At 60.8% G+C, this 24,796-nt stretch carries 13 protein-coding genes and 3 rRNA genes; 3 read left to right on the top strand and 13 right to left on the bottom strand.

Annotated features, from left to right (window positions below; translation table 11 throughout):
* Positions 1 to 71: 71 nt before the first annotated feature.
* The 7 genes from LDN90_RS04130 to LDN90_RS04100 form a co-directional block, all read right to left on the bottom strand.
* Positions 72 to 551 (bottom strand): pyridoxamine 5'-phosphate oxidase family protein, encoded by a 480-nt coding sequence (locus tag LDN90_RS04130; RefSeq protein WP_223948018.1) that lies wholly within the window; start codon positions 549 to 551, stop codon positions 72 to 74.
* A gap of 67 nt (positions 552 to 618) precedes the next feature.
* A complete protein-coding gene (locus LDN90_RS04125) occupies positions 619 to 1,920 on the bottom strand; it encodes an MFS transporter (protein WP_223948016.1) in 1,302 nt (433 codons plus the stop codon).
* A gap of 323 nt (positions 1,921 to 2,243) precedes the next feature.
* Positions 2,244 to 3,704 (bottom strand): FAD-linked oxidase C-terminal domain-containing protein, encoded by a 1,461-nt coding sequence (locus LDN90_RS04120; protein ID WP_223948015.1) that lies wholly within the window; start codon positions 3,702 to 3,704, stop codon positions 2,244 to 2,246.
* Positions 3,705 to 3,794: 90 nt separating this feature from the next.
* On the bottom strand, positions 3,795 to 5,714 hold the full coding sequence (locus LDN90_RS04115; RefSeq protein ID WP_223948014.1) for a glycoside hydrolase family 13 protein: 1,920 nt from the start codon (positions 5,712 to 5,714) through the stop codon (positions 3,795 to 3,797).
* A 2-nt stretch (positions 5,715 to 5,716) separates the two neighbouring features.
* Complete coding sequence (locus LDN90_RS04110; RefSeq protein WP_216926942.1) at positions 5,717 to 6,655, bottom strand: sugar ABC transporter permease; 939 nt, start codon at positions 6,653 to 6,655, stop codon at positions 5,717 to 5,719.
* Positions 6,655 to 8,328, bottom strand: a complete 1,674-nt coding sequence (locus LDN90_RS04105; RefSeq protein ID WP_223948013.1) for an ABC transporter permease subunit — start codon at positions 8,326 to 8,328, stop codon at positions 6,655 to 6,657. Before LDN90_RS04105 ends, LDN90_RS04110 begins: the two co-directional genes overlap by 1 nt.
* 113 nt (positions 8,329 to 8,441) lie before the next feature.
* Positions 8,442 to 9,740 carry a maltose ABC transporter substrate-binding protein gene (locus LDN90_RS04100; protein WP_223948012.1) on the bottom strand — a complete coding sequence of 433 codons (1,299 nt, stop codon included), beginning with the start codon at positions 9,738 to 9,740 and terminating at the stop codon, positions 8,442 to 8,444.
* 206 nt (positions 9,741 to 9,946) lie between these two features.
* Between LDN90_RS04100 and LDN90_RS04095 the strand changes: the two genes are divergently transcribed.
* Positions 9,947 to 11,704: a glycoside hydrolase family 13 protein gene (locus LDN90_RS04095; RefSeq protein WP_223948011.1), complete on the top strand. Its 1,758-nt coding sequence runs from the start codon at positions 9,947 to 9,949 to the stop codon at positions 11,702 to 11,704.
* A 20-nt stretch (positions 11,705 to 11,724) separates the two neighbouring features.
* Positions 11,725 to 12,747: a LacI family DNA-binding transcriptional regulator gene (locus LDN90_RS04090; protein WP_223948009.1), complete on the top strand. Its 1,023-nt coding sequence runs from the start codon at positions 11,725 to 11,727 to the stop codon at positions 12,745 to 12,747.
* Between the two features lie 21 nt (positions 12,748 to 12,768).
* On the opposite strand, the gene LDN90_RS04085 is transcribed toward LDN90_RS04090, so the two are convergent.
* On the bottom strand, positions 12,769 to 13,242 hold the full coding sequence (locus LDN90_RS04085; RefSeq protein WP_346347002.1) for an N-acetyltransferase: 474 nt from the start codon (positions 13,240 to 13,242) through the stop codon (positions 12,769 to 12,771).
* A gap of 55 nt (positions 13,243 to 13,297) precedes the next feature.
* Complete coding sequence (locus tag LDN90_RS04080; RefSeq protein ID WP_223948007.1) at positions 13,298 to 13,792, bottom strand: SRPBCC domain-containing protein; 495 nt, start codon at positions 13,790 to 13,792, stop codon at positions 13,298 to 13,300.
* 252 nt (positions 13,793 to 14,044) lie between these two features.
* Here LDN90_RS04080 and LDN90_RS04075 point away from each other — a divergent pair, with 252 nt between their 5' ends.
* The gene (locus LDN90_RS04075) at positions 14,045 to 14,992 is read left to right on the top strand and encodes a patatin-like phospholipase family protein (RefSeq protein ID WP_223948006.1); all 948 of its coding nucleotides are present in this window, start codon (positions 14,045 to 14,047) and stop codon (positions 14,990 to 14,992) included.
* Positions 14,993 to 15,121: 129 nt separating this feature from the next.
* Here the strand turns inward: LDN90_RS04075 and rrf are convergent.
* The 4 genes from rrf to LDN90_RS04055 form a co-directional block, all read right to left on the bottom strand.
* Positions 15,122 to 15,238, bottom strand: a 5S ribosomal RNA gene (gene rrf / locus LDN90_RS04070).
* A gap of 141 nt (positions 15,239 to 15,379) precedes the next feature.
* Positions 15,380 to 18,523, bottom strand: a 23S ribosomal RNA gene (locus LDN90_RS04065).
* Positions 18,524 to 19,076: 553 nt separating this feature from the next.
* Positions 19,077 to 20,598: ribosomal RNA gene (locus tag LDN90_RS04060) — 16S ribosomal RNA — on the bottom strand.
* Together the 16S, 23S and 5S rRNA genes form the textbook arrangement of a ribosomal RNA operon.
* 540 nt (positions 20,599 to 21,138) lie before the next feature.
* Complete coding sequence (locus tag LDN90_RS04055) at positions 21,139 to 24,795, bottom strand: 1,4-alpha-glucan branching enzyme (RefSeq protein ID WP_223948005.1); 3,657 nt, start codon at positions 24,793 to 24,795, stop codon at positions 21,139 to 21,141.
* Position 24,796: the final 1 nt, after the last annotated feature.

The following is a 24,796-nucleotide window of genomic DNA, read 5'->3' as shown; positions in this document are numbered from 1 at the left end:
CCGCTCTTGTCCGCGCTCTTGACCGTAGAACGGTCTGAGTGACGGACAAGGGCGGGTCTCGGCGTTAAGCGCTACTCGCCCCTGGCTGTGGGCGCATCGTCCAGCGGCGTCCACCAGGTCACAGGAGGCGTCACCTTGAAACGACGCCCGGACACGTCCGACGGTACAATGCGGATGAACTGGTCCTTCTGCCCCGCTTCCCAAGGAAACAGGAGGAGACCGATGGTATCCAGCACGTCCTGCGTCAGCTTCACTGCGGAAGCTTGCCCCTTGACCACCACGCTCCAGGCCACTCCGGTTTGCGCATCGACACCGTCAGCCTCGATCGCAACAGGAGCGTCACCAAGCGCTGCATGAAGCTTGGTGCCCTCGCCGGTACGGAAGACCATGGTCCCGTGGTCCACCTTGTAATTCACCGGAAAGATGTCCGGGTGGTTGTCCACCCACACGGCAAGCCGGCCCACGGAAACTCCACGGAGGAGTTCCCAGCATTCGTTGGTCTCCAGGACTTCAGTGGCGGCAGTGTTGTCGCCAGACTTTGAGTTGGTCATATCGCAGAGGATACGCCGGAGCATAGCCCGCCGACAGTCCTCGGCGACCCTCGCGCGCAGCCATAGTTTAGAGCCCGACGACGGCTGGCCGGGTTTCGTCGTCAGCGTTCCTTCGCTGCGGCTCGGGCAACAGCCCCACCGGCTCAACATTCACCACGGGTCCACGTATGGCCAGGAAGCCCGCACCAGCCAGAATCACCGCTTCGGCCGCGAGCGCCCAGAACGTCACTTCCCAGCCTCCGGTCCACGTATGGAGTAGTCCGGCCACCAGTGGACCGAGCGAGGCAAGCGCGAACCCCAGCCCTTGGCTCATGGCCGAGAGCTTTCCCGCTGTCTGCGGACCGGAGGAGCGGATCACTACCAAGGCCATCGCCAGGCCGAACCCGGCGCTCTGGACTATTCCCAGGATCCCCACCATGACGAACTGCAGGCCGGCTGGCGCTGCGAGGACTCCCAAGAGTGCAAGGGCCACTGCCAGTCCGAGGCCAGGTGCCATGATCCGCAGAATGGCTGGACGACCGGCCAGCACGGGAGCCAGCAGGCTCGCGGGGAGGCCCGCCAGGCTGAACCACGCCAACAACGCGGCTGCGTCCGCCGATGACAGCCCCTTGGAGACGAGGTAAACGGCCAGCCAGGACGTGATCGCGAAGTAGAGCATGGCCTGCAGTCCAAAGAAGGCCGTCACAGCCCAGGCTGTGCGTTGCTTACGCAGGGGTGCGACTTGCAGTGGCGACGAAACGGCGCCTGCCGCTGACCCGGCTTTGCCAGCGGAAGTACCTGCCGCCGTCGACCGTCCTCCGGAGCGTTGGATGAGGCACGCTCCCAACAGTGCCGGGATGGCCCACACCGCCAGCGCCCAGGCGAGGCTCCCACCGAAAGCCTCGGCAAGGGGCTGGACCAGCCCTGCACCGAGCGCAGCTCCGAGCCCAAAGCTCATGGTGCAAAGTCCGGTCCACCAGCCGGAGCCGTGGTTCGTTTTGACGATCTGGGGAACGAGCACGCTGGCCGTCATGATTGCCATGCCGGCAAGGAACGTGCCGGCAAGGAGGAGCGCCGGTACAAGGACCCTGACGATCAACGCGGCAGCGAGTACCAACAGTGCAAGCGCCACGGCAGGCCCCGTTCCGAGCCGCCGGGCAAGCCAGGGCCCGATCGGCCCTGAAACCCCGAAGGCCAACACCGGCAACGTACCCAAAACAGGCAGCAGAACCGGATCCAGCTGAAAGGCCCCCGGGACCTGGTTCATAACACCGGCAATGGTGGTGATGGCAGGCCGAAGATTGATCGAAACCAGCACCAAAGCCAACAACACCAGGACGCGGAACGCCCGCCCAGAATTTCCGGAGCCACCACGGCGCTGTTCTTCCACGTCATTCTCCTCATAGTAACTCTGGTATACCAAACAAGACTACGAGGAGCCAGACACAAAGTAAACCCAGCAAACATGCCGCGTCTTATGCGACCTGAAATGAGTAGGTGACTATTTGGAATACCATCCCGGACGGAGAGTGAGGGCCGCAAGGGCGGGGCCGAAACGCGACAGCGCGGACGAGGGGACGAACGCAAGGGCCGCAGGACCGAAACGCGGCAGCGCGCGTCTAAGGGAGGAACGACCGAGCGCGCAGAGCGTTTCGGTCCGGCGGCCCGCCCTGCAGGCCGCCCCAGCGCAGCGGCCCGCCCAGCCCAGCTGCCCTAGATAGCTTTCCCCGGATTCAAGATCCCTGCAGGATCGAACAACTCCTTGATCCGCCGCTGCAATTCCCGCACAGGCTCAGGCTGCTCCAGTCCCAGCCACCGGAGCTTGTACTGCCCCACGCCGTGCTCGCCGGTTATCGTGCCACCCATTTCGAGACCTACCCGGATCGATTCATCCAGTGCTGCGTTGAGGCGTACCAGGGCGTCGGCGTCCGTGGCGGGGTCCACCCTGTCCATCCAGAACGTGGGGTGGAGGTTTCCGTCTCCGGCGTGGGCCACCACTTTGAGGCGGACTTGGAAGCGGTCAGCCATGGCTTCGAGTTCTGCCACGAAGTCCACCAACCGGGAGCGTGGAACAGCGATGTCCTCGCCCACCCTGAATTCGTCGTCCATTTCCACGCCGCGGCTGTTGCGGCGTAGTTCGACCAGCATTTCGGCTTCTTCGCTGGCTTCGGTGGTGACGGTGGCTCCGCCTTCGGCGAGTACTTGCCGGACGACGTCGGCCTCGGCGGCTGCTCCAAAACCGTCTGTTTGGATCAACAGCAGCGATTTGCCGCGGGTTTGCAGGTCTGAGCCGTTCATCTCATCGAGCTGTGTGAGTGTCCCGTTGTCCAGGAGTTCCATGATGGCTGGCTGGACCCGGGCTTTTCCTACTGCCAACACGCCTGCGGCGGCGCTGCGGAAGTCTTGGTAGAACGCGGCGATGGTGTGGACTTCGCGTGGAAGGTACTTCAGGCGGACCGTCACGCCCACAACGATTCCGAGTGTCCCTTCGGAGCCCACCAGCAGCGCAGTGAGGTCGTATCCGGCAACGCCTTTGAACGTTTGGTGGCCGGTGTGGAGCAGTGAACCGTCGGCCAGCACAACGTCCAGCGCAAGGACGGAATCCCGTGTCACACCGTATTTTGCGCAGCGCAGTCCACCGGCGTTTGTGGCTACGTTGCCACCGATGGTGGACATCTTGTAGCTGGCTGGATCGGGCGCGTACATGAGACCGTGTTCGGCGGCTGCGGCATTCAGTTCGGCGTTGATGACGCCAGGTTCGACGACGGCGGTCTCGTCGTCGTGGTTGAGGTCCAGGATGCGGTTCATTCGTTCCAGGCTGAGCACGATGCAGCCTTGGGTGGCGTGAGCGCCTCCCGAGACACCCGTTCCGGCACCACGCGCGACGATTGGCACCTGGTGGGCGGCGCAACTTCGAACGATGTTTTGAACGTCTTCCACGGATTCGGCCCAGACGACCGCGAGCGGCAGGTGCCGCTCCAGCAGCGGTCCTTGATCTACGGAATAGGCCGTGCGGGTGGCTTCATCTTCGGCGATCTGGCCGGGCCGAAGTCCGCCTGCCAGGCTCGCCAAGAACGCGCGCTGCGTATCACTGTGGCCGGCGACCGTTTGCTGGTCAGCTTCCTGACGGCCGACTGTGCGGCCTTTGATGCTTTCCTCTGTTGTTCCGGCCATAGCCGTTTCGTCCGACAAGGTGGTCCCTCCACATGAGCTCCGCGGACACGCCAAATCGGCAGTCTTCGCAGGGTTTTCAGTGATCCCAGTCTAATCAGCGCCGCCCACCACCGTGGGAACGCAGGTTCCGGGAAGGGACCAGATACCAGCAGAAATGCCGTCTGCGCACAGCAGTACATCGCCGTCATTCCCCCAACTCGTGGAGATGTTCCCAAAGCTGTGCAGGGGTGGCGCGAACAACGATTCGAGTTGCCGCTGGGAAAGGACGGCGTTATCTACGCAGACCCGGGCAGAGTCGCGGACGGCCATGACCAGAACTGCGGAGTCAGCGGTCTCACGCACGAATACCAGGGCGTCCCCCTCGGCGTGGATCCAGCGCAGCCCGCCTTCGGTGAGTGCCGGCAGCCCGCTCCTGAGCCTCCCCAGAGCCGAGTAGAAGGAACGCATATCCTTGACGGGGTGGCGGCTGGATTTTCCTTCCTGCCAGTCCCATGGCATGGGTGTCCTGGAGTCCTCGCCGTTGAAGCCTTCAAGGCCGAACTCGTCTCCCGCGAACAACACCGGAACGCCTGGCAGGGTGAAGGTGAGCAGAGCGCCAACTTCCTGGCCGCCGTCGAGCATCACTGTCGCGGCGCGTGCGGTGTCATGTGTGTTGAGGGCATTCATCGTGTTATTTAGCACACCCCAGCTAAATCCCGCAGCGAGGTCCTGATGCGTGGCCAGGAAGGTTTCGGCCTCGATCTTGTTGGGTCCTGCCTGGGGCGAGCCGAAGAAGTTTACGTGCGGTGCATCCCCCGCAAGCCAGGACCACAGTGGCCGGGTGAGGTTGGAGTACGTCATGGCACCGTGCCAGTGCTCACCCGTGAAGTCCGGCGCGGCATCGGAGGTGGACTCGGCAAACAAAGCTGCGTCCGGGTTGATCTCACGAACCCGCTCGGCGATGAGCCGCGCAACCTCGTGATTCAGGTCCACGGCGCCAAGGCGTCCGGTCATATTGCCAACGTCTATCCTCCAGCCGTCCAGGTTGAAGGGCGGTTTGAGCCACCGGGCAACCACCGAATCGTCGTCAGTCACGAAACGCCGCCGGAGGGCGTCCGAAGACCAATTAAGTTTCGGCAGCGACGGCACACCCCACCACGACTCGTACCTCGAATGGTCCTCGCTGAAGTAGTAGTACCCTGCCTCCTCTGAGCCCGGATCGGCGAGAGCCTTCACGAACCAGTCGTGTGCATCGCCAGTGTGATTGGCGGTGAGGTCACCCATCACACGAATGCCCCGGGAATGCGCCGCCTCCACCAGCTCCACCAGCGCTTGGTTCCCGCCAAGGAGTGGGTCCACGGAGTCGAAGGTGGAGGCGTCGTAGCGGTGGTTGGAACGGGCCGGGAAGAATGGCGTCAGGTAGAGAACGTCGATGCCCAGTTCCTCGAGATGGTCCAGTTTCCCCGTGATTCCAGGCAGGTCGCCACCGTAGAACTGAATGGGCGTTTCCCGCCCGGTAGCCACCACTGGTTCTTCCCACGAGCTGCCCACAGCCCAGTCCGGGAGGGGGTGCGCATCCGCCTGGGCAGAGCGGGCGAAGCGATCCGGAAACACCTGGTACATGGTGGCCTGATGCAGCCACTGCGGTGCGGGAGCAAACGTGGTGAGGCGGAAGTCCGCTGCATCAGCAACATCCCGGTTGAAAAGCCCTTGGGCGTTGAGGTTCCAGTAGTGCCGCCCACTTGCGCTGTTGCTCTCGATTTCCAGCAGGAACCGGTACTTGGCCACGGGATTGGCCACGAGCATCGCCGTTTCCCACCAGTCCCAGCCATCGATGCTGCCGAGCCGGACCGCAGCGTCGTACCGCGGCTCGCCGTCCTGTACGGAACGGACCCAAACCCGGGACGCAGAACCCCACTCCTGCGGAACCCGTAGACGAAGCCGAACAACCTCGCCCAGTGAAATCCGTCCGGGAGCATGACCCGAAAGATAAAGGGCGGATCCGTCGTGATGTGGAACGGCAAGCGACATAGTCATCCTTTCACTGAGCCAGCCGTAAGGCCGCTGACGATGTACTTCTGCAGGAAGAGGAACAGAGCCATGACCGGGATAGCCGCGATGACGGCGCCAGCGGCGAAGACGCCCCAATTCTCGGAACGCTGCTGTGCCACGTAGGAATAGAGCCCGACGGCGAGTGTCTGGCTATCAGGATCGGTGAGGACAACGCTGGCGATCACGAATTCACTGGAAATACCGATGAATGCCAGCAGTCCAACAACGGCCAGGATGGGAGTGACCAGGCGCAGGATTATGCCGAAGAAGATCTGGACGTGGCTGGCACCATCGATCTTTGCAGCTTCGTCCAGGGACTGCGGGACCGTGTTGAAAAAGCCGTACATGAGGTACGTGTTCACGCCCAGCGCGCCGCCGAGGTACACCATGATGAGCCCCAGTTGGCTGCCAAGGCCCAGGGCGGGGATCACCTGTGAGATACCGCTGAGGAGGAGGAAGATTGCGACGACGGCCAGCAGCTGCGGGAACATCTGCAGCAGGAGCAGGGTCAACAGTCCCACTCGTCGGCCTTTGAAGCGCATGCGGGAGAATGCGTACGCGGCCATCGCCCCCAGGAAGACTGTGGCGGCGGAGGTCACCAGGCCCACCACCAGGGTATTGAGGAACCAGCGCCCGAAGGGACGGCTCGGATCGCTGAAGAGCGCAGTGAAGTTGCCGGTATCGAACCTGGAGAACAGACCGTTGGAGCCCACCAAGGTGCCGTTGGAGTCCAGCGCCGCCGACAAAACGTAGAGCAGCGGGAACACGGCGAAGATGGTGGTGACGATGCCGACGGCGTGCCGCCAGCCTTTGTCCTTGAACCAAACCCCAAAGGGACGCCGCTTTGGCACCAACGGTGCGGGACCGCCGTCGTGCGCCTGTTCAATGCTGGGGAGGGTGCGTACCTGTGCCTCGCTCATTAGTTCACGTCCTCGAGTGCTTTGGTCTGCTTGAAGCTAATGGCCGAAATCGTGGCCACGATGATGAAGATGATGATGGCGAGCGCGCTGGCCAGTCCGTAGTCGCGCCCTGTGCCTTGGCCGAACGCCACCTTGTAGACCAGCGTGATCAGGATGTCCGTGGCTCCGATATCGCGATCGGTGTCTGCAAAGCGCGGGCCGCCACCGGTCAACATGTAAATGACATTGAAGTTGTTGAAGTTGAACGCAAAGGAGGAGATCAGCAGCGGTGCCACCGAGACCAGGAGCAGCGGCAGCTTGATGGAGCGGAACACTCGCCAAGGGGATGCTCCATCCATGCGGGCAGCCTCATCAATTTCTGTTGGCAAGGATTGGAGTGCCCCGGTGCATACCAGGAACATGTACGGGAATCCGAGCCACACATTGACCACCAGCACGCTGATTTTGGCCAGGACAGGGTCCGTGAGCCAGCCAATATGCGCCCCGCCCAGCAGTGTCTGGTTCAGCCACCCGAACTCGGGGTTGAGGATGCCCGACCACACCAGTCCAGACAGGAATGCCGGGAAGGCGTAGGGCAAGATCATCAGGATCCGGTAAACCTTTTTGCCGCGGAGGTCCTCACGGTTGAAGGTGATGGCCAGGAACAGCCCCAAGGCGAACGTCAAGGCAACAGAGGCTACCGAGAAAGTGAACGTCCAAAGGATGACGCCCAGCAGTGGGCCGCGGAGGCTCGGATCGGTGAAGGCCCGGGCGAAGTTCGCCATGCCGACGTCGATCTTCCAGCCGGTGGCCAACGTCTCTCCGTTAGCGTCCGCGAAGGCGCCCTTGCCGTTGTCGCGGTAGGCCGTGCCGGTGTCGCTGTCAGTGAAGGTATCGGTGGCGGTGTCGTAGCGCAGCGCCGGCTTGAACTGGTAGGCCGTGCTGCCATCGGCGGTGCGCAGGGTTCCATCAGCGGGGTTCTCTGAGACGGGAACGGTAATCTTCAGAATTTCCTGCTGGTTGGCCACGATCTCCTGGAACTTCAGTGTTTCGTAGCCAGGAAGGGAGTTGGCCTTGCCAGTGGAATCCTTTCCCGCCCCTGATACCTCAGTGAGTGGCTCATCGGTGCTGCCTATTTGGGCTTTGCCGGAGGGGTCCGTAAACAACAGGTAGAACGTATCGCCCTTGGTCAGCACGGCCGCCTTGTATGCAGGCGAATCCGGGACGCGCTTCTGGGCGGTCAGCTGGATGGCCGCGATGGCGTCTTCCTTGGTGCTGTTATGCCCGTCGCCATAGTTGGTGAAGGCGATATAACCGCTGAAGAACACCACCAGGACCTGGAATACCAGCAGGAACAGCACACCCGGAGCCAGATACTTCGCCGGAAGCCCACCCCTGCGCAAATAGATCCAGTTAATCGCCAGCACCACCAGCGAGGAGACGGCGAGCGCGGCCCATGATTGGCTCAGGAACAGCATCATCAGCACGTACACGGCAAAGGCATCCACCAAGCCCAACAGGACGATCTTGAGGATGGTGCCCTTGATGGAGTCGGGGCCCCGGAGGCCGTTCCGGATAGTCCGGTGGGCCGCGTCCTGGTGGGCAACCTTCGGGTGGGCAGTACCGCGAGGCGGCTGCACCGGCGTCGTACTGGCTGCGCTGGCTGGCGGTTCGTGGAGATCTGGCTTTGGCATTTTGGATCCTTGGAGTAAAGCAGTTTGCGACTGGCACGGGCCGGACGGTGGGCCCGGGGCCGGGCGGGCACCGTCCGGCCCCGGGCAGACCGGTGGAATCACCGGTTTAGGCGTCAGCCGCCGATCTTGGACTTGATGCTCGCGGCCATCTTGGCCCACGCTTCAGCGGGATCGCCCTGGCCCTTGATGATGGCCAGTTCCGTGGCGCCCCAGTCAGCCCAGACGGCGCTCATTTCGGGAATAGCCGGCATGGGCACGCCGGTGGCGCCGATCTTGCCGAAGGCCTCCACTACGGGATCGCTGGCTGCCTTCTCAAAGGATGCCTTGAGTGCTGGCGGGCGACCGCCTGCCGTGTACATGGAGTCCTGGGCGGACTCGGAGGTGAGGTAGTTGGTGACGAATTCGTTGGTGGCCAGGGCGTTGGCGCTCTTAGCGCTGATGAAGAAGCCGTTGACGCCGATGAAGGGCTGCGCAGCCTCGCCACCGGCCGTGGGCAGCTCATCAACTGCGAACTTGATGCCCTTCTTCTGAACATCCGGCACGTTCCACGGGCCCGTCAGGAAGTACGCCGATTCTCCGGCAAGGAATTTCTCCTTGGCGATGTCGCCGGTGATGTTGGAGTTGATGATTTTCTCGCCGGCATCGCCCCAGGCGGCCAGCTTCTTGGCGAATTCGACGCCGGCAGCGTCACCAATGAGCAACTGCTTGGCATCGTAACCGCCGTCGGCGTTCTTACCGAAAACCTGCGAACCCATGGATGACTGCAGCGGGTACAGGTGGTAGGGATCGCCCTGTTTGGGATCCATGCCCACCAGGAACGGGAAGGTGGCTTTGCCCTCTGCAACGGCCTTCTTGCCGTTGGCCACTACCTCATCCAGGGTGCTCGCCTTGCTGTCCACGATGCTGGTGTTGCGCAGCAGGGCAATATTCTCGATCGCGTACGGTACGCCATAGACGGCGCCGTTGTAGGTCATGGCCTTGATGGAGGAATCCTGGAACTGGCTGGCTTTGTCGCCTAGTTCCACCGGTGCGATCACACCGTTTTGAACAAACTTTCCAATCCAGTCGTGCGGTCCAACGATCAGATCGGGGCCTTGGCCGGTTGGAACCTGCGTGATGAAGTCATCGCGGACGGCAGCGAAGTCCTTCACTACGAGCTTGACTTCGATGCCGGTGTCGGACTTGAACTTTTCGGTGATGTCCTTCAACGCGGGCGATCGTTCGGCGTCTACCCACATGGTGATGGTGCCGGCGCCGGCTGCCTTGAGGTCCTGCTTGGCGGCTTCCGAACTGGGAGCGGTGGAGGCGCTGCCGCCACAGGCGCTCAGGGCCAGGGCTGCGACCACGGAGATCGCGCCGGTAGCGAAAACGCGGCGGGTGGTCTGAGTCGCGAGGGTGTTGTGCACCTTCATTGGTGTCCCTTTCCTTATGTGCTTCGACGGCGGGGCTCTATGCCCAGAGGCAACGTCGGTGATGTGGCTCACAACTGCAAGCGCTTCCAAACAGTACATGCTGAAACGATGATTGGTAAACCCCGATACTCCACAGAGCTGTCATGGAAGGGTCATTTTGACTGAAAGCGTTTCCAATCTGATGCCTGGTCTCCTACGATGTGTTCATGTCTGTTGATTCATTGCTCCCAGTTGAGGCGTCCGCGCCCGCTGCAGCTCTCGCTAGATTGACGCCCATCCACGAGGCCTCCGCAGCTCACGGATGGTGGCGCTCCGCAGTCATTTACCAGATTTATCCGCGGTCCTTCCGGGACCTCAATGGCGACGGAATCGGCGACCTCGCCGGTATCACCCACGAACTCGCCCACCTCGCCGAACTGGGCGTGGATGCCGTATGGCTCTCGCCGTTCTATCGCTCACCGCAGCGGGACGCAGGCTATGACGTGAGCGACTACTGCGATGTCGATCCGCTGTTCGGAAGCCTCGCGGACTTCGACGCCCTGATCTACGAAGCCAACCGCCTGCACCTGCGGGTCATTGCAGATCTTGTTCCCAACCACTGCTCCGACCAACACGCCGCCTTCCAAGCGGCACTCGCGGCTCCGGCCAACAGCCGCGAGCGGGACATGTTTATCTTCCGGGACGGCCAAGGACCTGACGGAAACGAACCTCCCAACAACTGGCAGTCCCACTTTGGCGGCCCGGCCTGGACCCGCATCACGGAACCGAATGGCCAGCCCGGACAGTGGTACCTGCACCTCTTTGATTCCTCTCAGCCTGATTTCAACTGGGACAACCGTGCCGTGCACGCCGAGTTTGAGCGGGTCCTCCGCTTCTGGCTGGATCGCGGAATTTCCGGTTTCAGGGTTGACGTGGCCCACGCGCTCGTTAAGGCCGCCGGCCTGCCCAACTGGGGTGGACGCGCGGATGGCAACAGCTCCGATGGCTACCCCGGCCACGAGGCCCCTATGTTCGGCCAGCCCGCTTTGCACGATATCTACCGGCGCTGGCGCTCCATCCTGGAGGAATATGGCCCCGATCGGATCCTCTGCGCCGAAGCCAACGTCGATCCCCTTCCCCGGCTGGCACAGTGGGTCCGGCCCGACGAGATGCATCAGGCCTTCAATTTCCCGTACCTGCACGCCGGCCTGGACGTGAACCGCCTGCGCCACATCATCACCGACTCGCTGGTCTCCCTGGACTCGGTTGGCGCGCCCAGCACGTGGGTGCTGTCCAACCACGACGTCGTGCGGCACGCCTCACGCTTCGGTTACGAGGGACCAGGTCCCCGCGATGGCGACGGCATCGGTCCCGACGACGTACAACCCAATGAAGAACTCGGACGACGTCGGGCTGCCGCGGCCACCATGTTCATGCTTGGCCTCCCCGGTGGTGCCTACCTGTACCAAGGGGAAGAGCTTGGGCTGCCTGACTCCACAAGCATTCCCGGGAGCATGCGCCAGGACCCCACCTTCGCCCGGACCGGCGGAGAAAGAATAGGCCGCGACGGCTGCCGCGTGCCGCTGCCATGGCGTTCTTCGGAGTTGCATGCGGGTTTCGGAGATGGCCAGGATCCCTGGCTGCCGCAACCAGAGTCCTGGGCCGCATTGGCGAGGGACAAGCAGCAGGCGGATCCGGCGTCGCACCTTAATCTTTACCGTGAGATGCTTGCCCAACGCGCCGAGCGTCGGCTGGGCCAGGGTTCCCTGGCATGGGTGGAGGACTACTGCACCGAATCCTCGCTCGCCTACCTCAACGGCGACACCTTGGTGATCATGAACGTGGGTAACCAGCCCCTGCCGTTTCCCGACGGCAAGGTCATCCTTCGCAGTTCGGCGGCAGGCGTCGCCCATTCCATGGACTCCGATCTGCAGGGCACGGATCTACTAAGCTCGGGGGAGAGCATCTGGCTCACAACCAGCTAACTTTCCCACCGAGGAGCAGCATGACCGGCATCAAGGACGTAGCCGAGCGATCGGGACTCTCCGTTGCCACGGTTTCACGCGCGCTCAGTGGCAAAGGCAACGTCTCCCCCGCCAGCCGGGAACGGGCACGTGCCGCCGCAGCCGAGCTTGGCTTCGTGCTCTCCTATCACGCCTCGAGTCTGGCGTCCGGCCGTACGCACAACGTTGGCCTGGTGGTGCCCTCGGTGCACCGCTGGTTCTATTCAGCGGTGATCGAGGGTGCCTCCGCTGCGCTCCTGAGTGCCGGATACGACCTCACGCTCTACAACATCGGCGAAGACCCGCAACACCGGCACAGCGTGTTCAACGACTTCCTGCTGCGCAAGCGCGTGGACGCGGTCATTGCAGTCTCCTTGGAGCTCAGCGAGGACGAGATGCAGCAGCTCCTTGCAGTCCATCGGCCCATCGTCGGCATCGGCGGCCCCCTTCCGGGGGCGTCGACCATCCGGATCGATGATTCCGCGATCGCACAGCAAGCCACAAACCACCTGATCGGCCTGGGTCACACCAAGATCGCCCACATGACCGGCGAAGAAGCATACGATCAGGACTTCCAGCTTCCCGGGACACGTCGCGGTGGTTTCGAGAAAGCAATGAACGACGCCGACTGCCAGGTTCGGCCCGAATGGATCGCTTCCGCTGACTTCACTATCGAAGGCGCTTACGCCGCTGCCCGACAGTTGCTGGGAGGCGCACCAGAGCGACCAACGGCAGTCTTTGCTGCATCAGATGAGATGGCCATCGGCACCATTCTTGCTGCGCGTGACTTCGGCCTGCGAATTCCAGAGGACCTCTCGGTCATCGGCATCGACGGACACGACCTCGGGAAGGTCATGGGCCTCACCACCATCGACCAGGACGCAAAGGGGCAAGGAGCACTGGCCGTGCGCACTTTGCTGGGCGCCATCAACAATGGCCTGGACCTTGTACCTGCCGATACTGAACACCCCACCAAGCTCGTGGTTCGTTCGAGCACGGCCGTCCCCAGGAGCGACGCCGCCTAGGCCGGCCCCCCCGGCTACCGCCTAAAACTTCGGCTGCTGCTTCAAGACCTTTTCCATGACCAGTTCCTGCTTGGACGTGTCCTGGGGATACGGTCGGCTGTCCCCTGTGGTGCTGAAACCGTGCCGCCGGTAGAAAGCCAACGCCCTCGTATTGTCCTCGTGGACGCCCAACTCCAAGAGCTCGGCACCCAGATCGATCCGGGCAGCCTCGCAGGCCTGGTGAAGGAGCTCATCCGCCAATCCCAAACCTCGATGTTCGGGGGCAACATAGACACTTATCAGCATGGCTTGAAGTGGCTTCTTCGGGTCTTGAGGATGCTTCAGGACAACCCTCATCAGCCCACAGAACGGGCTTCCATCCACGCCACCGTCAGCCACCAACGTCACGCTGGAATCGCCGGCCATAGCCGCAGTCCGTTCCTGCCATTGCGGGTCCGTTTGCCGCCGCGCCGCCTCCAGGCTTTCGACATAAGCCATAGGCGTATCCGTTAGCATTTCCAGCCGGACTTTCCTCAGGAGAGACCAATCTTCAGCACGAAGTCTCCTGACTCTAGGCAACGGTCCCGCCCATGAACCGTACATAGCGTTCCAGGACGCGAGGCCAACCTTCCGCATACGATTCCCGGCTGGCAGCAGGATCCTCAGCACCTTCCCAACCGTCGTGAACCAACCGTACCTCCGTGCCACCCTCCACCGCCCTGAACGAGACCCTCAATTCCGTGGACCAGAGGGGCGTGCTCGCCGGATACCAGCTTGCATGGAAGGACAGCGGCGGCTGCCAGTCATCGATGGTTCCCCACACCGAGGTGCGACCGTCCTCGGCCGTCTCCAGGATCAGGTTTTCCTCGAATTCCACGTGTGATCCCGCGCCGAACACACTCTCCTCTTCAAGGGGCCACCACAGATGAGGATGGTCCGTAAACCCCAAAAAGGCATGTGAAACGCTGGCTGGCACCACCACTGTCACCACCAAGGGTTCAAGATCGTTGGTGTCCTGTGACGAGGGCTCAGGCTCCGGCTCGGGATGACTGAAAATACTGTCCATGACCACCAACTCTACCGGTGCCTAAACACGCAATTCCCCCATCAACCATGTCCACACCGCGTGCTGGAGGATGGCTTGGTTGCGCAGCCCGTAAGCGCGGTGTTAGAGTCCCGTTGATCGTGATCTATCAACAGGAGGTGAGACCCATGAACGCAGTATCCGAAATGGGTGCTCCCCCGCAGGACACGATCTCGCGACTCAGCTAGTCGCCAACGGGAGCGCCACAGAGGCAATTCGCGAAAGGCGACTCCCATGAACACAACACCTCTTTCTGCCCAGGAAAATCCCGCCACGGTTCCGAAACAAACAGCCGGAAAAGCGCTTGTGCTTGGTGGCGGTGGATCCACGGGCAATGCATGGCTGATCGGCGTGATCGCCGGAATGTTCGATGCCGGAATGGATGTGACCACAGCCGACCTGACTGTCGGCACATCGGCTGGCTCCACCGCCGCGGCACAGATAGCTGGCGCGAGCCCTTCAGAACTGTACGCAGCTATCCTTGCGGCACCACCCCAGCCACAACGACAACGGCCGCCGGAAGCCAATGCAACGCAGTCCGGTCCAGCGCAGCACGTGGTGGACCATTTGGAAAGAACACGAAAAATCATTGAAGCCTCTACGGATCCTGCCGATATGCGCCGAAGGATGGGCGCTGCAGCGCTTGAGTTCGCTGCCAGTGCGGACGAATCAAGGCAAAGCCAGTGGCGTGCAACCGTCGCCGCCCGACTCCCAACTTTGCAGTGGCCGCAACGAACCGTACTCATCACTGCAGTGGATGCCAGGACGGGTCAGCCCGTCCAGTTCGACAGTCACAGCGGCGTAGAACTGGCGGATGCCGTAGCGGCCAGCTGCTCCAGTGGGTTCGCCTACAGCATCGGTGACGGCCGATACATTGACGGCGGGTATCGAGCCAACGCCGAGAATGCGGATCTTGCAGCGGGATACGCCCGCGTGCTGGTGCTCTCACCCTTTGGGGGGAGAACACGGACTCCGCTGGAGTGGGGCATGGACCTCGCCACGCAGGTCGACGAATTACGCGCCGGCGGCAGCCGGGTCGAAACGATCTTCCCGGAGAGCAGGGCCGAGCACATGTTCGGGGCCAATGCGATGGATGCGTCGATGCGTCCGGCGGCTGCCCAGGCCGGTTACGAGCAAGGCCGCGCCCTTGCAGAGCAACTCGATGGGTTCTGGAACAGCTAAATGCGCGTTAAATGGGGCGAGCCCCGGCTGTGGTGGTCGGGGCTCGCTTTGTGTTGGTTAGATTCGTGTCGTTTAAATGTGGGAGACCCCCCGACCCGGTGTGGGTTGGGGGGTCTCGACCTAATGTGTGTCCGGCGGTGTCCTACTCTCCCACACCCTCCCGGGTGCAGTACCATCGGCGCTGTGGGTCTTAGCTTCCGGGTTCGGAATGGGACCGGGCGTTTCCCCCACGCTATGACCGCCGTAACCTTGTTACCCGTCCCCCGGTTTTGTCCGGGGTGGGAAGTCTTGTGTGGTTACAACTTTGTGGTGTTGTTATTCAGTTGTGTTGGTTCCTGGAACGGTTGTTGTTCGGGAACCACATAGTGGACGCGTGCAGTGTTGTGTGTGGTGTAAGTTGTTGGCCTATTAGTACCGGTCAGCTTCACGAGTCTTTGGTCCTCGCTTCCACATCCGGCCTATCAACCCAGTGGTCTGGCTGGGGGCCTCTCACACAAATTGTGTATGGAAATCTCATCTTGAAGCGAGCTTCCCGCTTAGATGCTTTCAGCGGTTATCCCATCCGAACGTAGCTAATCAGCGGTGCACTTGGCAGTACAACTGACACACCAGAGGTTCGTCCGTCCCGGTCCTCTCGTACTAAGGACAGCCCTTCTCAAATTTCCTGCGCGCGCAGCGGATAGGGACCGAACTGTCTCACGACGTTCTAAACCCAGCTCGCGTACCGCTTTAATGGGCGAACAGCCCAACCCTTGGGACCTACTCCAGCCCCAGGATGCGACGAGCCGACATCGAGGTGCCAAACCATGCCGTCGATATGGACTCTTGGGCAAGATCAGCCTGTTATCCCCGAGGTACCTTTTATCCGTTGAGCGACGGCCATTCCACAATGTACCGCCGGATCACTAGTCCCGACTTTCGTCCCTGCTTGAGATGTCTCTCTCACAGTCAAGCTCCCTTGTGCACTTACACTCGACACCTGATTGCCAACCAGGCTGAGGGAACCTTTGGGCGCCTCCGTTACTTTTTAGGAGGCAACCGCCCCAGTTAAACTACCCATCAGGCACTGTCCCTGACCCGGATCACGGGCCGAAGTTAGATGTCCAAAGTGACCAGAGTGGTATTTCAACGATGACTCCACCCGAACTGGCGTCCGGGTTTCAACGTCTCCCACCTATCCTACACAAGCCACTCCGAACACCAATACCAAACTATAGTAAAGGTCTCGGGGTCTTTCCGTCCTGCTGCGCGTAACGAGCATCTTTACTCGTACTGCAATTTCGCCGAGTTTATGGTTGAGACAGCGGGGAAGTCGTTACTCCATTCGTGCAGGTCGGAACTTACCCGACAAGGAATTTCGCTACCTTAGGATGGTTATAGTTACCACCGCCGTTTACTGGGGCTTAAATTCTCAGCTTCGCCCACAAGGGGCTAACCGGTCCTCTTAACCTTCCAGCACCGGGCAGGAGTCAGTCCGTATACATCGTCTTGCGACTTCGCACGGACCTGTGTTTTTAGTAAACAGTCGCTTCCCCCTGGTCTCTGCGGCCCACACCCGCTCACGGAGAGCACGTCTCCATCACGGGGCAGGCCCCCCTTCTCCCGAAGTTACGGGGGCATTTTGCCGAGTTCCTTAACCATAATTCTCTCGATCGCCTTGGTATTCTCTACCTGATCACCTGTGTCGGTTTGGGGTACGGGCGGCTAAAACCTCGCGTCGATGCTTTTCTTGGCAGCATAGGATCACCGGATCCCCCCAAACGGGAGTCCCATCAGATCTCAGGATCGTGCTCGAAGCACACAGGAACGGATTTGCCTATCCCTGACCCTACATCCTTGGACCGGGGCAACCATCGCCCGGCCCGGCTACCTTCCTGCGTCACACCTGTTAATACGCTTACCTCCCGGGATCAGGTCCCGCGCTCGGCCAAAACCCACACACCACAAGGGTGGGCGGGCAGGCTCCGGGCGGTTAGTATCCCCCGCTTGGCATGGGCGGTTTTTCGCCGGTACGGGAATATCAACCCGTTGTCCATCGACTACGCCTGTCGGCCTCGCCTTAGGTCCCGACTTACCCAGGGCAGATTAGCTTGACCCTGGAACCCTTGATCATTCGGCGGACGGGTTTCTCACCCGTCTTTCGCTACTCATGCCTGCATTCTCACTCGTGTAGGCTCCACCGCTGGTTTCCACCGCGACTTCACTGCCCACACGACGCTCCCCTACCACTCCACACCCCTGAACCACGAAGGCTAGGGTACCGTGTGAAATCCACAACTTCGGCGGTGTACTTGAGCCCCGCTACATTGTCGGCGCGGAATCACTTGACCAGTGAGCTATTACGCACTCTTTCAAGGATGGCTGCTTCTAAGCCAACCTCCTGGTTGTCTTCGCAACTCCACATCCTTTCCCACTTAGCACACGCTTAGGGGCCTTAGTTGGTGGTCTGGGCTGTTTCCCTCTCGACTATGAAGCTTATCCCCCACAGTCTCACTGCTGCGCTCTCACTTACCGGCATTCGGAGTTTGGCTGACGTCAGTAACCTTGTAGGGCCCATCGGCCATCCAGTAGCTCTACCTCCGGCAAGAAACACGCAACGCTGCACCTAAATGCATTTCGGGGAGAACCAGCTATCACGGAGTTTGATTGGCCTTTCACCCCTACCCACAGCTCATCCCCTCCATTTTCAACTGAAGTGGGTTCGGTCCTCCACGACGTCTTACCGTCGCTTCAACCTGGCCATGGGTAGATCACTCCGCTTCGGGTCTAGATCACGCCACTACACTCGCCCTGTTCAGACTCGCTTTCGCTACGGCTACCCCACACGGGTTAACCTCGCGACGTAACACTAACTCGCAGGCTCATTCTTCAAAAGGCACGCCGTCACCAGAATCAGACTGGCTCCGACGGATTGTAAGCACACGGTTTCAGGTACTGTTTCACTCCCCTCCCGGGGTACTTTTCACCTTTCCCTCACGGTACTGGTCCGCTATCGGTCATTAGGAAGTATTTAGGCTTATCAGGTGGTCCTGACAGATTCGCACGGGATTTCTCGGGCCCCGTGCTACTTGGGATCCTCTCCAGGCGGCACACAACATTACGGTTACGGGGCTCACACCCTCTCTGGCCGGCCTTTCAAGACCGTTCACCTATGCCTGCACTACACACCCCACCGGTCCGGCAGAACCAGTACGGAAAGTCCCACAACCCCGCCCATGCAACGCCCGCCGGCTATCACACATGAAACGGTTTAGCCTGATCCGCGTTCGCTCGCCACTACTAACGGAATCACTCTTGTTTTCTCTTCCTGCGGGTACTGAGATGTTTCACTTCCCCGCGTTCCCCCCACGCACCCTATGTGTTCAGATGCGGGTCACACAATCACCCTGCGGCGTTGTGCGGGGTTTCCCCATTCGGACATCCTGGGATCAACGCTCGGTTATCAACTCCCCCAGGCTTATCGCAGATTCCTACGTCCTTCTTCGGCTCCTAATGCCAAGGCATCCACCGTGTGCCCTTAAAAACTTGACCACACACAAACCAAACATACGTTCAGTCATGCATCATCTATTCGAGAGAACCACGACCACAAGGGCCAGGTTCATTCATAAGAAATTGCTGTAAGAACACACACACAAATGCGTGTGTGTCCTAGATGCTCGCGTCCACTATGTAGTTCTCAAACAACAACCCCGTCAACCACCCCCACCACCACAACCCACACCCAAAGGCGGGGCCGACCACGGCAGTGAAAGGACAGAAGCAGGAACAAAAGAAACACCAGAAGTGCCCCCCTGCATTGCTGCAAAAAGGTCCTGTTGCCTCAGGACCCAACAGTGCGCCAAACACAACCCCCACAACCACGCCCCGGCACGTTCCCAACACCACCACACCCCCACAAGGGGACGCAGCAACGCCGTACTAACACCAGGACACAACCAGCAAGGCCATGCCAAAAAACATTTGATTTGTTGATATTCCACCCATGAGCACCCACCGCAGAACAAACGCCTGCGCAATGGGCAACACTGACAACCACCACCACCCCATGCAGGGCAACAGCAAGTTGTTAGCAGCTCCTTAGAAAGGAGGTGATCCAGCCGCACCTTCCGGTACGGCTACCTTGTTACGACTTAGTCCCAATCGCCGGTCCCACCTTCGACGGCTCCCCCCACAAGGGTTAGGCCACCGGCTTCGGGTGTTACCAACTTTCGTGACTTGACGGGCGGTGTGTACAAGGCCCGGGAACGTATTCACCGCAGCGTTGCTGATCTGCGATTACTAGCGACTCCGACTTCATGGGGTCGAGTTGCAGACCCCAATCCGAACTGAGACCGGCTTTTTGGGATTAGCTCCACCTCACAGTATCGCAACCCTTTGTACCGGCCATTGTAGCATGCGTGAAGCCCAAGACATAAGGGGCATGATGATTTGACGTCGTCCCCACCTTCCTCCGAGTTGACCCCGGCAGTCTCCTATGAGTCCCCGGCCGAACCGCTGGCAACATAGAACGAGGGTTGCGCTCGTTGCGGGACTTAACCCAACATCTCACGACACGAGCTGACGACAACCATGCACCACCTGTAAACCGACCGCAAGCGGGGCACCTGTTTCCAGGTCTTTCCGGTTCATGTCAAGCCTTGGTAAGGTTCTTCGCGTTGCATCGAATTAATCCGCATGCTCCGCCGCTTGTGCGGGCCCCCGTCAATTCCTTTGAGTTTTAGCCTTGCGGCCGTACTCCCCAGGCGGGGCACTTAATGCGTTAGCTACGGCGCGGAAAACGTGGAATGTCCCCCACACCTAGTGCCCAACGTTTACGGCATGGACTACCAGGGTATCTAATCCTGTTCGCTCCCCATGCTTTCGCTCCTCAGCGTCAGTTACAGCCCAGAGACCTGCCTTCGCCATCGGTGTTCCTCCTGATATCTGCGCATTTCACCGCTACACCAGGAATTCCAGTCTCCCCTACTGCACTCTAGTCTGCCCGTACCCACTGCAGAACCGGAGTTGAGCCCCGGTCTTTCACAGCAGACGCGACAAACCGCCTACGAGCTCTTTACGCCCAATAATTCCGGATAACGCTTGCGCCCTACGTATTACCGCGGCTGCTGGCACGTAGTTAGCCGGCGCTTCTTCTGCAGGTACCGTCACTTTCGCTTCTTCCCTACTGAAAGAGGTTTACAACCCGAAGGCCGTCATCCCTCACGCGGCGTCGCTGCATCAGGCTTTCGCCCATTGTGCAATATTCCCCACTGCTGCCTCCCGTAGGAGTCTGGGCCGTGTCTCAGTCCCAGTGTGGCCGGTCACCCTCTCAGGCCGGCTACCCGTCGTCGCCTTGGTAGGCCATTACCCCACCAACAAGCTGATAGGCCGCGAGTCCATCCAAAACCACAAAAGCTTTCCACCACCATGACATGCGCCAGATGGTCATATCCGGTATTAGACCCAGTTTCCCAGGCTTATCCCAGAGTCAAGGGCAGGTTACTCACGTGTTACTCACCCGTTCGCCACTAATCCCCCCAGCAAGCTGGAGATCATCGTTCGACTTGCATGTGTTAAGCACGCCGCCAGCGTTCATCCTGAGCCAGGATCAAACTCTCCGTTGAAAACAAAAAATCAAACAGACACAACCACACCCACCGGAAATAACGGCAAGAACGCGGCTGCACAAAATTCGAAACCAGCTGAAAACCAGACCACCACACACGGGGGTGCGCAACGGCCCGGCCATAATTTCAACCAATCAAAAAACAATCGGCATCAACAAACTTGGCACACTATTGAGTTCTCAAACAACAGGTCACTATTCCAGAGCAGTACCAACCAAAACCCAAAAGGCCTCAGAATCGCTCCGGAGCAACTTTTCAAACTTACCGGCTGGATCTCTCGGAGTCAAATCGGCAAGCTTGACTTGATTTTTCCTTGCGGTTTCTTGTCAGCTTGGCGATCTCCACTCGGGGACCAGCGCGGGTACTAACTATACCCCTACTCCGCCGAGATGGCAAAGCCACTCAGAGAGGGCTCCGTTGGTATCTCAACGACACACCCAGACGGAGTCAGGGAGGGCCCGAAGCACTCCGCTCCGGACCCTCCCTGCTCTTGAAGAAGTACTCGGGTCTTCAATCACAACCCGGCTCGTTGAAGAACTACTCGGCCAACGTGAACCAGGACGCGCCAAGCGGCGGCAGTGTCACCGTCAATGCCGCCGGCTGGCCATCAGTCCCCGGTGAGGCAGCCTTCAGTGTTCCAGCGTTGATGACGCCTGAGCCACCGTAGGTCTCGGCATCGGTGTTGAGGACCTCAACCCACTCCCCTGCTTCCGGTACGCCCAGAATGTAATCGTTGTGCGGGCCACCGGAGAAGTTGACTGCGCACACCAACGGCTTGCCATCGTTGTCCCAGCGAATGAAAGTCAGCACGTTGTGGTCGGCGTCTCCACCGTTGATCCACTGGAAGCCGCCGGGTTCGTTGTCGCGTACATGCAGTGCAGGCGTTGACGTGTAGAGGCCGTTAAGGTCCCGGACCAGGAGCTGGAGTCCACGGTGGGCCGGGATGTCCGCCAGGAACCAGTCGAGTCCGTACTGCTCCGACCATTCGGCTTCCTGGCCGAATTCGGTACCCATGAATATGAGCTGCTTACCGGGGTGTGCCCACTGGTAGGCGAAGAAGGCGCGGAGGTTGGCCAGTTGCTGCCAACGGTCACCGGGCATCTTGCGAAGCATTGATCCCTTGCCGTGCACTACTTCGTCATGGCTGATGGGCAGGAGGAAGTTCTCCGAGAAGGCGTAGACCATGGAGAACGTGATGGTGCCATGATGCCAGCGGCGGTTGATGGGGTCTTCGGAGATGTATTTCAGGGAGTCGTGCATCCACCCCATGTTCCATTTGAGGCCAAAGCCGAGCCCGCCATGATTGGTGGGTGCCGTGACACCTGGGAACGCGGTGGATTCCTCAGCGATGGTGACGGCCCCGGGGTGCGTCTTGTAGACGGTCGCGTTGACCTCCTGCATGAAGGAAATTGCTTCGAGGTTCTCGCGGCCGCCGAACTTATTGGGTTGCCACTGTCCTTCCTCGCGCGAGTAGTCCAGGTAGATCATGGAGGCCACGGCGTCTACGCGGAGTCCGTCAATGTGGAATTCTTCGAGCCAATACAGTGCGTTGGCCACCAGGAAGTTCCGCACCTCGGTACGTCCGAAGTCGAAGATCAGGGTGCCCCAGTCCGGGTGCTCGCCCAGGTTGGGATCTGAGTGCTCGTACAGGGCTTCGCCGTCAAAACGGGCCAGTGCCCAGGAGTCTTTGGGGAAGTGCGCCGGGACCCAGTCCAGCAGGACACCGATGCCTGCCTGGTGCAGGGAGTCCACGAGGAAACGGAACTCGTCCGGGTGCCCGAACCTGGACGTCGGCGCAAAGTAGGACGTGACCTGGTAGCCCCAGGAACCACCGAAGGGGTGTTCTGCCACGGGCATGAATTCCACGTGGGTGAAACCAAGCCATTTGACGTAGTCAACAAGTTCCTTGGCCAGTTCCTTATATCCCAGGCCAAGGCGCCAGGACCCAAGGTGGACTTCATAGACGCTCATGGGCGAGTTGTGCGGGTCCTTCTGGGCACGCGCGGCCATCCAGTCGGCATCCTTGAACCGGTAGCTGGAGTCGACCACACGCGAGGCCGTGAGCGGCGGAACTTCCGTACCAAAGGCCAACGGGTCCGCCTTCTCAACCCAGTGGCCGCCGCGGGTGAGGATCTCAAATTTGTAGCACGCCCCTGCTACAACCCCAGGAATGAAGACTTCCCAGACACCGGACGAGCCGAGGGAACGCATCGCGTGGCTACGGCCGTCCCAGCCGTTGAAATCCCCCTTGACCCGCACCGCTTGGGCATTCGGGGCCCAGACAGCAAAGGAAACACCGTCCACGTCACTCAGCGAAGAGCGGTAATGCTGGACGTGGGCGCCAAGGACGTCCCAGAGACGCTCGTGCCGGCCTTCGCCGATCAGGTGCAGATCCACCTCACCCACGGTAGGCAGGTAGTGGTAGGGGTCATCAATGGTGACGGGTTCGGCGTCGTACACCACTTCCAAACGGTAGTCCGGCACGTGGCCGTGTTGCAGCGGATCCAGGACAGCGGCCCAAATGCCGTTGGCCTCGTGCTCCATGGCAGTGCGTCCGGCCTCCGTCACCACCGTTACCGATTTGGCGAGGTGCTTCACGGTCCGGATAGTGACGTGGCCGTGATCGTCCAGGTGGGCGCCGAGCACGGAGTGTGGTGCGTGGTGGGCTCCAGCTGCCACGCGGGCCAAGGTCTCGGAGTCCACATGCAGGGGAACTCGGGGCCGTTCGGTGCGTGCAGAGCCTGTCATTTCATTACCTTCCGCTGTAGCTGCGGCGTGCTTGCCGCGGCTCGTGTTGTCGAGGATTTGCCGTGATGCGTTGACCGGAATGGACAGCCAGTCCGGCCGGTTCCGCAACTCATAGACCACCTCATATAAGGCCTTGTCCAGCCACAATGCCACAAACAGCGGCGAGCGGCGGTCAATGGTTCCCGGCATGACTTCGCTGTACCCCGCCAGGAACGCGGTGGAGCAGTCATCCGCCCATGTCGCGGGGACCTTGGCTTCCGCGTTCTCACGGACTGCGGCTCCTGCCGCGTAATCGAAGGAGCGGAGCATTCCCACAACGTCCCGCAAGGGGAGATCGGGAGTGTTGCGCTCACTAATGGTCCGGAGGGGCTCGCCTTCGAAGTCCAGGATGGCCCACCGGCCCGGCGCCTCATTCTTTCCGGGAACCTTGAGGATCTGGCCAAGATGGAGGTCGCCGTGGACGCGCTGCAGCTGGCCCACATCGCGGGGATGCAGCGTGGCTAGCAGTTCTTCGAGGTTGCCCTCATAGGGCCCGACGGCGGAAGCCGCTTCTGCCCATGACTGGCGGACACGCCGGGCCAGGGTCCCAATGATGTCGGCGCCCTGCGTCTGGCCATCCAGCGTGCCGAAAGTTTCCGCGAGCCTGGCGTGGACCGTCGCGGTTGCAGCACCGAGTTCGTGGGCCTCTTGGGTGAAATCGGCACCGGCTGCAGCGGCCTCGACAGCCAACCTCCATGCATCCAATCCCCCCAGCAGGAATTCATGGGCCACCGTGAGCTCGCCCGTGGCCGAGCCACTTGGGCCCTGACCATCCCAGGAACCGGTGATCCAACCCAACGTTGCGGGAACCTCGGTTGTCCCTGCTGCCGTCAGCGCAGAGCCCAACTCCACCTCGGGGTTCCTGCCGGCTGCCAACACACGGAAGATCTTCACGATTGCCGTTGAACCGCCGTCGTCAATGATGACGGACGTGTTGGACTGCTCGCCGGACAGCACGCGGACTGAGGTGGGTCCTTCCGGAAGGGCCACACGGCCCCTGGTGAGGTGTCCCGCGGCGAGGCCGTCATCCACGGTGTCCTCCCGGCGCATGAGATCCAGCCACGCCGTGATGAACTCGGTGTCGTACACGGCGTCGTAAACCAGTCGCAGTCCCAGTTCCGGATCCGTGATCTCCCCGAGCAAGGCTGCGGGAGCGTCCGGCAACGGCTGGCTTCTGAAGCTCAACGGCACCTGGACGACGTCGGTCCGGGGACCGCCGTCGGCCGTCCGGTACGTCACGGCGAGCAGTTCAACCTGCAATCCGGCGATACCTTCCGGGTATGGGAGTTTAAAACCGCCGACACGCTCCAGCGTAAAGTCGGGGCTCTTCACCGGGAACCAGCGTTTGGTGGGAAGCCAGCTCCGGAGAAGACTTTCGATCGAGGGGTTAAGTGTTCCCTTTTTCATC

Origin of the sequence: Arthrobacter sp. NtRootA1 (genome assembly GCF_019976975.1) — a bacterium.
Classification (GTDB): domain Bacteria; phylum Actinomycetota; class Actinomycetes; order Actinomycetales; family Micrococcaceae; genus Arthrobacter; species Arthrobacter aromaticivorans.
This window is presented reverse-complemented; position numbering and strand designations above follow the sequence as displayed.